Annotated in this window: 11 protein-coding genes; all 11 read right to left on the bottom strand. The window is 53.9% G+C overall.

Annotated elements, in window-relative coordinates; translation table 11 throughout:
* Positions 1-1,590 (bottom strand): microcin C ABC transporter ATP-binding protein YejF, encoded by a 1,590-nt coding sequence (yejF, locus tag VGM55_RS20480; RefSeq protein WP_331636492.1) that lies wholly within the window; start codon positions 1,588-1,590, stop codon positions 1-3.
* Between the two features lie 2 nt (positions 1,591-1,592).
* Positions 1,593-2,618: a microcin C ABC transporter permease gene (locus VGM55_RS20475; RefSeq protein ID WP_331636491.1), complete on the bottom strand. Its 1,026-nt coding sequence runs from the start codon at positions 2,616-2,618 to the stop codon at positions 1,593-1,595.
* Entirely contained in the window at positions 2,615-3,712 is a 1,098-nt protein-coding gene (locus VGM55_RS20470; protein WP_331636490.1) for a microcin C ABC transporter permease YejB, read from the bottom strand. Before VGM55_RS20470 ends, VGM55_RS20475 begins: the two co-directional genes overlap by 4 nt.
* Positions 3,713-3,722: 10 nt before the next feature.
* Entirely contained in the window at positions 3,723-5,513 is a 1,791-nt protein-coding gene (locus tag VGM55_RS20465) for an extracellular solute-binding protein (RefSeq protein ID WP_414648301.1), read from the bottom strand.
* 132 nt (positions 5,514-5,645) lie between these two features.
* Positions 5,646-7,226 carry a cyclic di-GMP phosphodiesterase gene (locus tag VGM55_RS20460; protein ID WP_154188075.1) on the bottom strand — a complete coding sequence of 527 codons (1,581 nt, stop codon included), beginning with the start codon at positions 7,224-7,226 and terminating at the stop codon, positions 5,646-5,648.
* Positions 7,227-7,479: 253 nt separating this feature from the next.
* A complete protein-coding gene (gene mepS / locus VGM55_RS20455; protein WP_154188074.1) occupies positions 7,480-8,046 on the bottom strand; it encodes a bifunctional murein DD-endopeptidase/murein LD-carboxypeptidase in 567 nt (188 codons plus the stop codon).
* Positions 8,047-8,466: 420 nt separating this feature from the next.
* A complete protein-coding gene (locus VGM55_RS20450; RefSeq protein WP_331636487.1) occupies positions 8,467-9,171 on the bottom strand; it encodes a hypothetical protein in 705 nt (234 codons plus the stop codon).
* Between the two features lie 45 nt (positions 9,172-9,216).
* Positions 9,217-10,194, bottom strand: a complete 978-nt coding sequence (locus tag VGM55_RS20445; RefSeq protein ID WP_331636486.1) for a GTP-binding protein — start codon at positions 10,192-10,194, stop codon at positions 9,217-9,219.
* A 151-nt stretch (positions 10,195-10,345) separates the two neighbouring features.
* Positions 10,346-11,812: a fructuronate reductase gene (locus tag VGM55_RS20440; protein WP_331636485.1), complete on the bottom strand. Its 1,467-nt coding sequence runs from the start codon at positions 11,810-11,812 to the stop codon at positions 10,346-10,348.
* A gap of 191 nt (positions 11,813-12,003) precedes the next feature.
* On the bottom strand, positions 12,004-12,576 hold the full coding sequence (gene yeiP / locus VGM55_RS20435; protein WP_008459912.1) for an elongation factor P-like protein YeiP: 573 nt from the start codon (positions 12,574-12,576) through the stop codon (positions 12,004-12,006).
* Between the two features lie 152 nt (positions 12,577-12,728).
* Complete coding sequence (locus VGM55_RS20430; RefSeq protein WP_154188071.1) at positions 12,729-12,989, bottom strand: DUF2534 family protein; 261 nt, start codon at positions 12,987-12,989, stop codon at positions 12,729-12,731.
* Positions 12,990-12,997 lie beyond the last annotated feature (8 nt).

Genomic DNA, 12,997 nt, shown 5'->3' with positions numbered 1-12,997 from the left:
TCAGGCTAGCGCCAGTAGCTGACGCGTGTAGTCGCTTTGCGGTGCGCTAAATATCTGCCTGCAGTCTCCTTGTTCCACCACCTCACCCTGATGCAGCACCACCATTTGATGGCAAAGCGCTTTTACCACCCTTAAATCATGGCTAATGAAGATATACGCCAGCCGGTGCTTTTCCTGCAGCGATTTTAACAGCGCCAGAATTTGCGCCTGAACCGAGCGGTCCAGCGAGGAGGTGGGTTCATCCAACACAATGAGCTGTGGTTGTAGAATCAATGCCCTGGCGATAGCAATGCGCTGCCGCTGGCCGCCTGAAAACTCTGCCGGATAGCGGTGCAGCATGTCCGCCTCGAGCCCAACTTCCTCAAGCGCCTGAATCACTTTGGCCTCACGTTCGGCGGCGCTTAGCGACGGATGATGCACCCGCAGGCCTTCCTCAACGATTTGCAGGACGTCGAGGCGTGGGTTCAGCGAAGAATTAGGATCCTGGAATACCACCTGGACACGGTGGCGCAGCGGTGGCAGCTGTTTACGGGTAAGCTGGTGCAGCGGTTGCCCGTCAAACCAGATAGCTCCGGTGGAGTGAATAAGGCGTAATAGCGCCAGGCCCGTTGTGCTTTTGCCCGAGCCTGACTCCCCCACCAGGCCAAGGCTTTCACCCGGGCGTAGCTCAAAGCTCAGTTTTTTCAGGCCATAATGGTGGCCTACCGTTCGTTTCAGCAGCCCGCGGCGGATCGGGAAAGCCACCTGCAAATCTTCAACCTTCAATAAGGGAGCAACGTCCGTTTGAAGCGGCACCGGCTCCCCTGAAGGCTCTGCGTTCAGCAGCTGCCGGGTATAGGCATGCTGCGGATGGCTGAATAGTCGGGCGGCAGGCTGCTGCTCAACGCACTGGCCGTTGCGCATGACCGCCACGTTATCAGCCAACTTTTTCACAATGCTCAGGTTATGCGTGATAAACAGCAGCCCCATGTTCAGCTCCTGCTTCAGCTCTTGCAGCAGCTGCAGGATCTGCGCCTGAACGGAAACGTCCAGCGCGGTTGTCGGCTCATCGGCAATCAGCAGTTCGGGGCGGGTTAGCAGCGTCATGGCAATCATCACGCGTTGACGCTCTCCACCAGACAGCAGGTGAGGGTAGTCGTTAAGTCGGGTTGCTGGTTTGCGGATCCCCACGCGATCGAGACAGGTTAGGATCTCCGCCCGCGCGGCTTCAGACCGCAGACCCCGGTGCAGAGAAAGCACTTCATACAGCTGTTTTTCGAGGGTGTGTAACGGGTTTAATGACACCATCGGTTCCTGAAAAATCATCGCTATTTTATTGCCGCGCACGCCGCGCAGCGTTTTTTCTGGCGCGTTTAGCAGGTCTGTGCCGTGAAACAAAATCTCTCCTGAGGGATAAACCACGGGCGGTGACGGCAGCAGACGCAGCACGGAGAGCGCCGTCACGCTCTTGCCCGAACCGGACTCGCCGACCAGCGCCAGCGTCTCGCCTGCACCAACCTGAAGAGAAACTGAGTCCACCACCTGATGCAGGGTTTTGCCCTGCTGGAAGGCAATCGAAAGATCGTTGATGGCGAGTAGGGGAGTCGTCATGGTCAGTGTGCCTTAGACGGATCAAAGGCGTCACGAACCGCTTCGCCAATAAAAATTAACAGGGAGAGCAATATCGCCAGAGATAAAAAGGCGGAAATACCCAACCATGGCGCCTGCAGGTTGTTTTTCCCCTGCAGTACCAGCTCACCGAGAGAAGGTGAGCCTAGCGGCAGACCAAAACCGAGAAAATCGAGGGAGGTTAAGGTCGTTATCGACGCGCACAGAATAAAGGGCAGGAAGGTCAGGGTGGCTACCATGGCGTTAGGTAGCATATGGCGGGTCATGATTGACCAGTCGCCGACGCCCATTGCTTTTGCTGCGCGAATATAGTCGAAGTTGCGGGTGCGCAAAAATTCCGCGCGCACCACGCCGACCAGCCCCATCCAGCCGAATAAGACGGTAATGCCAAGCAGCCACCAGAAGCCGGGCTGCACTACGCTCGACAGCATGATGATTAAAAACAGCGTCGGCATACCTGACCAGACCTCAATAAAACGCTGCCCCCACAGGTCGATACGCCCGCCGTAATAGCCCTGTACCGCGCCTGCCAGCACGCCAATCATGCTGGAGAAAATGGTCAACATCAGGCCAAAGAGTACGGAAATACGCGTGCCATAGAGTATGCGTGCCAAAACATCGCTGCCGTTGGCATCGGTACCCAGCCAGTTTTGTGCACTCGGCGGTGAAGGGAACGGTATGTTGCTGGCATAGTTAATGCTGCTACTGCTAAAGCGTATGGGTGCCCACAGTACCCAGCCTTTTTCACTGAGGCGTTCAGTGAGCCACGGATCCTGGTAGTCGGCCGGGGTGGCAAGCGGGCCGCCAAAATCACTCTCGCTGTAGTTTTTCACGAACGGGAACCAGAGTTTGCCCTCGTAGTGCACCACCAGCGGGCGGTCGTTGGCGATCAGCTCCGAACCCAGGCTCAAAATAAAAATAACGGCAAAGATCCACAGCGACCAGTAGCCGCGACGGTTTTGATGAAAACGCGCCCAACGCGCCTGGTTTACCGGGCTTAGTCGGCTCATCCTCGGCCCTCAAAATCAATGCGGGGATCGACCAGCGTGTAGGTGACATCGCTGATGATGTTGGTTAGCAGGCCGATCAGACTAAAAATGTAAAGCGTGCCAAAAATTACCGGGTAGTCGCGCGAAAGGGTGGCTTCGTAGCCGAGCAGACCCAGCCCATTTAACGAAAACATAACTTCGATAAGCAATGATCCGGTGAAAAACATGCTGATAAAGGTCGCCGGGAACCCGGCAATGACCAGCAGCATCGCGTTGCGAAAGACGTGGCGATAGAGGATCTTTTTCTCATCCAACCCTTTAGCTCGCGCGGTGACAACGTATTGCTTGCGGATCTCATCGAGAAAGGCGTTTTTCGTCAGCATGGTCAGCGTGGCGAAGCCGCCGATAACCGTCGCCAGCACAGGTAGCGCGATGTGCCACAGATAATCGGTGATTTTGCTGTACCAGGGCAGGGCGTCAAAATTGGCTGACGTTAGTCCCCGTAGCGGGAACCAGTCGAGATAGGTGCCGCCGGCGAACAGCACAATCAGCAGGATGGCAAACAAAAACGCCGGAATGGCGTAGCCGATAATAATGAAAATGCTGCTCCAGATATCAAAGCTGCTGCCGTTGCTCACCGCCTTGCGGATCCCAAGGGGAATCGACACCAGATAGATAATCAGCGTGCTCCACAGGCCGATAGAGAGGGAGACGGGCAGGCTGTCTTTAATCAGTTTAATGACAGAGGAACTGCGAAACAGGCTATCGCCAAAGTCGAAGCGTAAATAGTCGCTGAGCATGTTGAAATAACGCTCGTGCAGCGGCTTGTCGAACCCATAACGATGAACGATATCCGCGATGACTTCCGGATCAAGACCGCGGGCGCCCCGGTACTGGCTGCTGGTGGCATCGCCTACGCCGGTTCGCGCATGGCCACTGCCCATCGCGTCGTTACCCACGCCCGGTATCCCGCTACTGTACCCCATCTGTATTGCCGCAATCGCCTGGTCTACGGGGCCACCAGGGGCGATTTGCACGATAAAAAAGTTAATCGTAATGATCGCCCACAGAGTGGGAATGATGAGCAGCAAACGCCGCAGAATATAAGCGCCCACGTCTCTTCTCCTATCGCCTGTCGGCAGGCAGTTTCGCCGCCTTGTTGACGTCGTACCACCAGTTGTCAAAGCCAATGTTGTAGACCGGATGGATAGCCGGGCGAGAAAATTTATCCCACCACGCCATGCGGTCTGCCGACATATACCACATCGGCAGCATGTAGTTGTTCCAGGTTAACACGCGGTCAAGGGCACGGCCCAGCGGCAGCAGTTTTTTCTTGTCACCCTGGTTGGCGATAATCATGTCGATAAGCTTGTCGATCACCGGGCTTTGCACGCCGGGCGCGTTATAGGTTGAGTTGATGTACTCCGACGCCCAGATGATTTGCAAATCCGGGCTTGGGTATGGCATCGCGCTGTAGACCCGCGGCATCATATCGTAATCGCGGCTGCGCAGGCGGCTTGAGAGCTGCGAGTTATCTACCTGTCGGATATTCATGGTAATGCCCAGGCGCTGCAAGTTGCGCTGGAAGGGGAGGATCCACTGCGTATTGCCTGCCGTACCGGCCAACAGTTCAAAAACAAATGGCTTGCCGGTGCTCACATTCACCAGCTTCTGGTCTTTTAACGCCCAACCCGCTTCTTTAAGCAGGCTGAGCGCCTTAAGCAGGTTATCCCGGTCAAACCCACGGCCGTCTGATTTAGGCGGGTTGTAGATTGCGGTGAAGACCTCCGGCGGGAGATCTTTTTTCATCGGCGCCAGCAGCATCAGTTCGTCGGCGTCCGGATAGCCGCGTGCGGCGTATTCGGTATTCTGGAAGTAGCTGTTTGCCCGACTATATGCGCCATAAAACAGCGCCTTGTTCATCCATTCAAAATCAAATGCCAGGCTGATGGCTTCCCGCACCCGGCGGTCGGAGAAGATGGGGCGCTGGATATTAAATGCCAGCCAGCGGGCATCCTGTGCGGATTCGTTTTTCTGCTCATCTTTTACGATGTAATGGTTGCTGAAGTTTTTGCCGGTATAGCGCGTGGCCCAGTTTTTGGCAGAAACTTCGCTGCGAAAATCAAAAGCGCCGGCCTTGAAGGCCTCAAATGCAACATCGTCATCCAGGTAGTAGTCGTAGCGGATGGTATTAAAATTCCAGCGCCCCCGGTTCACGGGCAAATTTGCCGCCCAATAGTCACGGACTCGAGACCAGGTGATGTACTGCCCCATCTTCCAGTCGGTGACTTTGTACGGTCCGCTGGAAGGCGGAGGGGAAGAAAGTGGGTCGCTTAGTTTGTGATCTTTCCAGAACTTTTCCGGGAATACAGGCAGCGAGAACAAGCCCAGCATTCTGTCTTTGCTCGGCGTGGCAAGCTCGATGCGCACGGTCAGCGGAGCAATCGCTCGTACCGTCGCCCCTTTGTATATCAGCCGGAACTGCGGCACGCCTTCGGTCATGAATTTATTGAAGGTGAACGCGACGTCCTGCGCGGTAATCGGGCTACCGTCCTGGTAACGGGCGCGTGGATTGATTGAGACTTCAGCCCAGGAAAAATTGGACGGATAGCGGGCCATCTCGGCAATCAGCGGGTAATAACTGCCGGGTTCATCATCGGAGGTAGTAAACAGCGTGTCGTAAAGCGCATCGGTGCGGATGCCGGGATTGCCGCGCATGGCAAAGCGGTTGAAGTTATCGAAGGTGCCAATCGCCGAAAGCGTTATGTCTCCGCCTTTCGGGGCGGCCGGGTTGACGTAATCAAACTGGGTAAAGTTGACGGCATATTTGGGGTCGCCCAGCACGGCAAAGGCGTAGCTTTCGTTTATCTCAGCGGCGTGTGGCGCCTGGGATAATGCGCTCAGGCAAAGCAGCATCAGTACACGTACAGCTTTCGTCATCTTCATTCCTTGCCCGGTGGATGGGATAGTGCAGGCGTAGCTCTCACGCGCCCGGTAAGCCCATGATGGTTAATCATAAGTTAGCCGGTGAAGATTGTGCAATGTCTGTCAGTCTTTCAGTTCATCATAAAGCGTATGCGACGGGTTCCAGCTGACCAGCTGGCTTAGGGTAAGCGGGCGGCTGAAGTAATAGCCCTGCAGGAAGTTGCAGCCGCGCTCGATAAGCCATTTTGCCTGTTCCGGCGTTTCTACGCCCTCTGCTACGGTGTTCATGTTCAGGCGCTGGGCAAGCGTCAGCACGGCGTCCAGCACCGGAGCCGTTACCGTTTCCATTCCTATGGAGTTGACGAAGCCTCGATCGATTTTCAGGTAATCCAGAGTAAAACGTTCCAGATAAATCAGCGCGCTGTGGCCGGTGCCGAAGTCATCAACCGCAATTTCAAACCCTTGCTCATGCAGCCAGGCGAAGATGCCCATCGCCTCCTTTTCTTTCAGCATATCGCGCTCGGTTATTTCGAAAACCAGCTGGAAATGGTGCGGCGGCAGAGAGGCGGCAAAAGCCTGAATATCGTGCTTAAACGTTGGCGAGTGAAGATGGCTGGGGGCAAGATTAACGCCAAGCTTGGCTCCGGCAGGTAAGACGTTTTGCAGCGTGGGTGCATCTCTGGCGATGAGTTCAAACAGATGGCGCGTCAGCGGAACAATCAGCTGCTGGGCTTCGGCAAAGCCAATAAACGCGTCGGGCGGTATCATGCCTGCTGTTGGATGTTCCCAGCGCATCAACACTTCTATTCCACGCATCTGCAGGGCTTCGGAATCGACAACGGGTTGGTAAACCACAAAGAATTGCCCCCGCTTGATACCGGTCAGGATCTCCTTGCCGGCACGCACTTTCACCGAAAGGAAGTAGGCGCAAAGCGCGGTGCTTAGCAGACCGAATAACAATCCAGCAAGGATCGCCAGCTGGATATCCTCTATCGGCCAGGGGGTACCATAGATATAAAGTTTGATTGGGTAGCCGCTAAGGATGGAAATTCGAGTGGGAGAAGGGGGGAGCTCATCAACATTAATCACGTCCTGGGAATAGGACGTCAGCGCTTTGTTGCCTACTACCAGCGCCATCGAACTGATGTCCTGCTGCCTCGAGGTGAAGACCAGGTACGGCGTGAGGTTGACATTAAGCGTGGTAAACACGCCACGTCCGGAAGCCAGGGGATTCAGAAACCAGGCGGCAATCACCGGCCTGCCCGGCATCATCGGCGTGCCGTTCATGATAGCCAGATCGATAGTTTTATTAATGTTCAGCTCGGGTTCCAGTGCATCCATCGACAGTTCCATGTCGCCGGTGGCGGAAGAGCAGTAGGCGATACCGTTACGCACCAGTAAAAAGGCCCGCACGTTGGGATTAAACGCCGCGCGGGAAGTTAGCTCGCCGCTGACTCTTTCGCATTCGTTCATGGTTAAAGGTTGAATGCCATCGGCCGTGGCGTGGAGTTCTTTAAAAAAGGTATCGAGGTAGTTACTGATGTCGCGAACGAGAAGGTTATAAGCGGACTCACGCTTGGAATGAAGTGCCAGGCTGGTTAGCCCACCCACAAATAATGCGGCAATCAGCCCAATCAGAAGGCTGAAGGTGACTATCTGTTTTGGCGTGCTAAAGTAGCGCGAAAAAATGTTCTTATAAGACATGGATGTATGAGTCCCGCAGGGGCAAGCGAATCATCGTTTGTTTTATGATTTTTTCTGACTATAACCCATAACCAGGAAATTGTTTACTTTGTTTCGTCTGGTGACTATTCGATGTTTCAATTGTCGGGTAAAAAGCTAACCTTCTGAATTTAAGACATAAAAAAACGCTGCATAGGCAGCGCTTTTATCACGTTGGCGGTTTTGCTGAAAGGCCAAGGGAATAACCCTCAACAAAACGTGTCTGGCTACGGCGTTAGCTGCGGCTTAGCACTCTGCGTGCTTCGTTGTAGCGCTTCTTCCAGTAAGGTTCATCCATACTGGAGATCACTACGCCACTGCTTGTAGAGGCATGTACAAATTGGTTATTGCCAATGTAGATGCCAACATGACGCCCGGTTGAGCCTGCACGAAACAGAACTAAATCGCCGGTGCGTAATTTACTGCGCGACACCGATTTACCCGTTTCCTGCTGCTCAGAAGTAGAACGAGGCAGCGTTAAGCCAAACTGCTCCTGGAAGGTGCGCTGCACGAAAGCAGAACAATCAATGCCAGCCCTGCTGCTGCCGCCAAGGCGGTAGCGTACACCTTTCCAGCTCGCGTATTGATCCATAATGCGTGACTTAACGTCAACGTTACGAACCATCTCTTCGAATTCATCCTGAGAGGCTTGCAGTAAAAAACCATCTTTTTCACCGACTGCATGCGTCTCAGAATGCATATTTGCTGTGTTAGTCGAACTACAGGCGGAAAGCATAACTGCTACCGCAATCGCGGGGATAGCCCGCAAGATATATCTCAAAATAGGCTGAGATTTGACCATTTTGTTTGTTTTCCCTTGATGTCCTTAACGAATAATTCGTTATACAAAAATACCAACGTGACGAGATTAATTACCTAAAAGCCACGAGACAATTATTCATGCACAAAAATGTGGAACATCGCACACTTTTATTCACAGCACAAATAGATCAGCCGCAGAGCAAACTTTCCCGAGACTACCCGATAAAACCGGGCTATGCGAGCGTTTTTATTCTTATTTTTATAAGAAATTGTGATGTTTCGTCGCGAAAGGTTATTTCGAACAAATGATCGGCGATGTTGCTGTTTTTATCGCCAGGTCATTCAATTTGAAGAGAATTTACTATGCGTAAATATTCATCTTACTGTCATGGTGCTGAAAAAATAAGCAGGTCCTGAGGCAGGGCCCTGCTTATTGGCAATCGTCATACCTTATTAGCCATTAGCGCTGAGCTTTATATTTACCCGGCACGGTACGGTTCAGTATAGAAATTAACCGGTCACTGATGGGGGTTAAAAGCACCCACGGCAGGCCAACGAGGGCAATAGAAACCGAGCCAACGTAGACATCGGTAAACCAATGTGCGCCAATCATTATTCTTGGTGAGGAGAAGATAACGAAGATAACTGCCGCGATCAAAAACGCGCACCTGCCAAAATAGCGCAGCATAAAACCGGTGAAGATGAGCAGCATCAGGCCATGATCGCCGGGAAAGCTATCGCGGGAGGCATCTTTCGTCGGGAAATGCAGCAGTTCGCTGACGCGATGGATATCGTCGAAAAACAGCGTCGGGCTGACGTGAACCACCGGGATCAGGTGGCCCAGCTGGTTGATCACCACGGCGCAAAGCAGCATCACGATGCCCATCAGCACCAGGCGGCGTCGGCCAGCGCCGTCTTCATGTAGCCAGAACCAGGAGAACAGAGCGCCCATAGCCAGCAGCGAAATACCGTCAAAAGCGCGGTTATTGGTGACCGCTATCAGCGTTAAAAAAGTCGGGCTCTTGACCAGTTCATTATTAAAGAAGTGGAACAGCGTGGCGTCAATGTTGAACCAAAATCCATGGTTCTCGGGCAGATACCAGCTAAAGAACAGGGCAATGCCCAGTGCGTTCAGCAGCAGGATTAGAGGGAGGCGATTAGTCATTATATAGCTTCTAAATCTCGTTACGGGGGCGCAAAGGTAGACGTGCTAACTTAAACGTAAGCTCAACAGGCTGGATTGCAAAGCGTTCCAGTCGGGCTTCTCCGGGTGTATCAATTCTATGCGGCTATCCGGCGGCGGTGAGGATTGCGTTTCAATATGCAGGTCATTGCCCTGGCGATTGATGCGCACCAGTCCTTCGGGAATACGCAGTACGCCTTTAACGCGTTCAACTGGGGCGAGACGCGCCCATTCCAGCAGCCCAATAGTGTCGAACACCGTTTCCTCATCGAAAACCCAACCGCAGGCGTGATACCCCTGTCCGCTGTTAACGCTGCGGCGCCAGCGCTGATGTTCAGGAAGACTGAGCGCGGCCAGGCCACGTGCCGCTCCCTGTCCATGCTGATGTTCGGCACTGGCTGGAAGCGCTCGTTGGTTCAGCCTTGGCCTGTCCAGCAGCTCAACGCCGATCGCGCCTTTTTCCGCATGAACCCATTCCCGGCCATCTCCGTGCGCCAAATGCCAGTGCGCTAACGCGGCCTGACTTTCTGGCGTGGCGCGATCCTGTTTGTTGGCCACAATGATATCCGCCGCGGCTAATTGGTCGCGGAAGTTGTCATTATTCAGGGCGTTCTCATTCAGGAGCTGTCGGGGATCCAGCAGGCAAAGGGTCGCGCGCAGATCGATCCACGGCTGATACACGTCGGCGGAGAGCATATCGAGGATTTGCTTTGGATGGCCGAGGCCGGTGGGCTCAATCAATAACCGGTCAGGTTTGCCCTGGCGCAGCAACGTATTCAGTCCGACCTGCATCGGCAGGCCGTTGACGCAGCACATGCAGCCGCCGGGGATCTCTTTGAGCAGGGCGCCGCTGTCGGCCAGCAGTGCGCCGTCAATGCCAATCTCGCCAAACTCGTTCACCAGCACCGCCCACTTTTCATCGGCGGGTTTATTCGCCAGCAGGTGCAGAATGGTGGTGGTTTTGCCGCTCCCCAGGAAGCCGGTAATTAAATTTGTCTTTGTCACGGGTACTCCGGGTAGTTCACTGCCTGTAAACCACGTTAATCAGTCAGTCATTGCTAATTATTTACGCTGACTATCCTGACCACAACCCGTCCAAAAGAGAAGCCCTAACACGGTTTGCTGCCGGGTAAAACCGCGTTAAGCGCATAGATTGTTAACCTGCGAGCAGGTTTTCTACCGCCCGGCGGGCACCGTTTTGCGTGAGCTGTTGCCACGCCCGCTGGACTTCGTCGACAAACCTGGCGGTTGAAGGCAGATCGTGACCAAAGATTTCACTCAGGCTGAGCAGGGCTATTACGCGTTGGTTTTCGCTGCTGCCGTTAACCAGCGCCTGGATTTTTTCCACTAACGGGTCGCGTACATCAATCGCGTGGCCTTGCCCGTCCACACCGCTTACGTAGCGCATCCAGCCCGCGATACCTAACGCGAGGCACGGCCAACTATCATTATTTTCCAGGTGCCAGCGTACGCCTTCTAACCAGCGCTGGGGCAGCTTCTGGCTGCCGTCCATAGCGATTTGCCAGGTGCGGTGCTTCAGCGCTGGGTTTGCGAACCGCTCCAGCAGGTTTGTGGCGTACTGATGCAGATCGACGCCGCTAATATTTAGCGTCACGGCCTGCTCCTGCAGCATCAGTTGCCGTGCGGCACGGGCAAAGTGTTCGTCGGCCATGCAATCATTAATATGATGGTAGCCGGCAAGGTAGCCGAGATAAGCCAGAAACGAATGGCTGCCGTTAAGCATACGCAGCTTCATTTGTTCAAAGGGCATGACGTCTTCAACCATTTCCACGCCCACGGTTTCCCATTCGGGGCGGCCGGCCACGAAGTCATCTTCTATTACCCACTGAATAAACGGCTCAGCGGCAATGGCGCAGGGGTCTTTTACGCCCAGCAGGTCAGCTATCTCTTGCAGCGACGCCTCCGTCGCCGCCGGAACAATGCGGTCAACCATAGTGCTCGGGAAAGTGACCTCTTTAACAATCCATTCTTCCAGCACCGTGCTTCGTTTGGCGGCCATGCCCAGCACGGCCTGACGAACCAAATGCCCGTTATTGGGAATATTGTCGCAGGATAAGACCGTAAACGGGCGCAGTCCACGCTCGCGGCGGCGGCTCAATGCTTCGACAAGGATCCCGGGCACCGAGTGAGGCTCCTGAGGTGAGGCCAGATCGTGAATGATTCGCTCGTTCCCGGTATCGAGCGTGCCGCTTGCCGGATCGATGCAGTAGCCTTTTTCGGTAACGGTCAGAGAAACGATAGCCACCTGCGGCTCGCAAAACTTCTCTATGATGGCCTCCATGCCGTCCAGCTTCGCGTTCAGGCACTCTCTCACGGCGCCAATCACCAACGCCTGATTTCCTGCCGCGCCTTTTTCCAGCACCGTAAAAAGATGATCCTGCTGCCGCAGATCGCGCATTAGCTTATCGCCGTTGAACAGGCTGATCTCGCAGATCCCCCAGTCGCCGCCCAGCTTGTTAAGAACCCGATCGGTAAGCAGCGCCTGATGTGCGCGATGGAAAGCGCCAAAGCCAAAATGCACGATGCGCGTTTTAAGCGCATTACGGTCGTAGCCTGGCAACTGAACGGTATCCGGGAGTGAAGCGGTGGCAATGGTGTCCATAGGTTGGCATCCTGGGTGAGGGAAATGGAAACCCGTGTAGTGTAAAGCTGTATGACAGGAAATAAAATTGGTCTATTAATTTAATCGTTTTTGTGTGATTCAGGTCTGATAATGAGGTGGGAATGGTTAATTGGTATAATAACTTTGGCGAAAAGAAAGAAAAAACGCTCCCGAAGGAGCGTCATTAATCATCAGTCTGCGCGGCCCATTGAACGCTTTTCCGCAATATGAATACGGATTTTCTCGCCGGCAACCATGTATTCCGGCACCTGAATCACCAGGCCGGTGGACAGGGTGGCTGGCTTGGTGCGGGAGCTGGCAGAAGCGCCTTTGATGCCCGGTGCGGTTTCGATGATTTCCAGATCCACGGTTTGCGGCAGCTCAAGCGCCAGCAGCTGGCCGTCCCAGGTCAGAACCTGCATATCCGGCATGCCGCCTTCAGGGATAAACTGCAGCTCTTCTTCAATCTGGTCTTTGGTGAAGATATACGGCGTGTAATCTTCTTTATCCATGAACACGTATTCGTTGCCGTCGATATAGGAGAAGTCAACGAAACGACGGGTCAGGGTAATAGTGTCAACGATATCGTCACCCTTGAAGCGCTCTTCCACTTTCTGCCCGGTACGCACGTCTGAGAAACGCATCTTGTACAGGGTTGCTGCGCCGCGAGCGCTCGGAGCCTGGATATCAATGTCTTTAACAATCAGCAGCTTGCCATTGTAATTGAGAACCATGCCTTTTTTGATTTCGTTAGCTCTTGCCATCGGTGTTTCCTGTCAAAAATTGAGATGCGAAAATATTGCGTCAAAGTACTCGTGAGGCGCGTTTCAGGCAAGCGGATTTATTCAAGAAAACGGGGGCTGGAGCGCATTAGCCGGTAACTTTGCATCGTTACCGGCAAGTGAGGCGGGAAGGCTTAGCCGCGGCCATCCTTCGGCGCTAAGAAATAGAAAGCAAACGGCAGCGAGCAGAGAATGGTGAACATAATCGTGTAGATAGCGACCCATGCGCCCTGCATGATAAACATGTCCAGCGTCCATTGCTCCATCGGCCAGTTGTACTGCTCCTCCACGCCTTCAAAGGTGACCTTCGAAATCAGTGACACCACGATAGTGAAGACAATCGCAACCGCGATAAGAAATTTTTTCCCTTCGGGAGTACGAAGTTTTGCAAACATATCAGCCT

The organism is Cedecea sp. (assembly GCF_036500665.1).
In the GTDB taxonomy this organism is placed as follows: Bacteria; Pseudomonadota; Gammaproteobacteria; order Enterobacterales; family Enterobacteriaceae; genus Cedecea.
This window is presented reverse-complemented; position numbering and strand designations above follow the sequence as displayed.

What these genes read in the sequence shown, in the direction of transcription:
- yejF (WP_331636492.1), bottom strand. Translation starts at nt 1,590, where the DNA reads ATGACGACTCCCCTACTCGCCATCAACGATCTTTCGATTGCCTTCCAG.
- VGM55_RS20475 (WP_331636491.1), bottom strand. Translation starts at nt 2,618, where the DNA reads ATGAGCCGACTAAGCCCGGTAAACCAGGCGCGTTGGGCGCGTTTTCAT.
- VGM55_RS20465 (WP_414648301.1), bottom strand. Translation starts at nt 5,513, where the DNA reads ATGCTGCTTTGCCTGAGCGCATTATCCCAGGCGCCACACGCCGCTGAG.
- VGM55_RS20460 (WP_154188075.1), bottom strand. Translation starts at nt 7,226, where the DNA reads ATGTCTTATAAGAACATTTTTTCGCGCTACTTTAGCACGCCAAAACAG.
- mepS (WP_154188074.1), bottom strand. Translation starts at nt 8,046, where the DNA reads ATGGTCAAATCTCAGCCTATTTTGAGATATATCTTGCGGGCTATCCCC.
- VGM55_RS20450 (WP_331636487.1), bottom strand. Translation starts at nt 9,171, where the DNA reads ATGACTAATCGCCTCCCTCTAATCCTGCTGCTGAACGCACTGGGCATT.
- VGM55_RS20440 (WP_331636485.1), bottom strand. Translation starts at nt 11,812, where the DNA reads ATGGACACCATTGCCACCGCTTCACTCCCGGATACCGTTCAGTTGCCA.
- yeiP (WP_008459912.1), bottom strand. Translation starts at nt 12,576, where the DNA reads ATGGCAAGAGCTAACGAAATCAAAAAAGGCATGGTTCTCAATTACAAT.
- VGM55_RS20430 (WP_154188071.1), bottom strand. Translation starts at nt 12,989, where the DNA reads ATGTTTGCAAAACTTCGTACTCCCGAAGGGAAAAAATTTCTTATCGCG.